A 903-nucleotide genomic window follows, 5' to 3' on the forward strand; every position below is an offset into this window, starting at 1 on the left:
GACTTTGTTATGAAGCTATGGCTTAATGAGCAGTACATTTTCATTCCATCTATTTCCTTCTTTCTGTTTTCCTTTTATACTTTACTTCATTGTATAAATGCAATTCTTATTAATGTTCAAAATGGATTAGGACAACTTAATACTCAGATTTATTCAATTACTTTAGGTATTGTAGTTTATTCTATAGGTTGTATCATTCCAGAGGGTGGTATTGTGGATTACAATTATTTAATAATATTGAAAATTATAGGCACTTTTTTAGGTATTATTTTAAATTCTAAGGTCTTGATACAATTTCTAAAATGATTTATTTAATAAATTATGCTGATAGTAGATTTGCTTCTCAGCAAAAATTAAACTCATTAAGTGGTAAAATAATTGGTGGATTCGACAAAGTTTTCTCTTACGGTCCTAACGATTTAGATGAAGATTTTGTAGAAAAGAATAAAAATATTCTAAGTAAAGAACGTGGTGGAGGATATTGGATATGGAAGCCTTATATAATTCTAAAGACTCTTCAAGTATTAGAAAATGATGATTATTTATTTTATTGTGATAGTGGATCATTTTTTCTTAGATCGATTAAACCTATAATTTATGAGCTTTCAAAGCTTAATCAAAGTATTTTGGGTTTTGAGCAACCATTAATAGAAGGTCAATGGACAAAAAAAGAAGCTTTTGATATAGTAGGTTTAGATAATATAGAATTTTATGATTCCGCACAATTGTATGGCGGATATATTTTAGTTAAAAAAAGTGAAGAAGCAATTTCTTTTTTTTCTAATTTTTTAGAGCTATGTCTGAATGAAAATGCTTTAATTTTTCATCCTAATGATAAGAAAATGAATGGATTTTTAGATCACAGGCATGATCAGTCATTGTTTAGTTTGTTATATAAAAAGA

The 903-nt window shown here is 26.8% G+C and carries 2 protein-coding genes; both read left to right on the forward strand.

What is annotated here, in order from left to right:
- The coding region (locus D0X99_RS20655) for a hypothetical protein (RefSeq protein ID WP_233553773.1) at positions 1–306 on the forward strand (306 nt) is incomplete at its 5' end.
- On the forward strand, positions 303–903 hold a 601-nt coding region (locus tag D0X99_RS20305), incomplete at its 3' end, for a hypothetical protein (protein ID WP_119479697.1). The genes D0X99_RS20655 and D0X99_RS20305, both read left to right, overlap by 4 nt.

This window comes from Algoriphagus lacus, from assembly GCF_003583985.1.
GTDB classification, from domain to species: Bacteria; Bacteroidota; Bacteroidia; order Cytophagales; family Cyclobacteriaceae; genus Algoriphagus; species Algoriphagus lacus.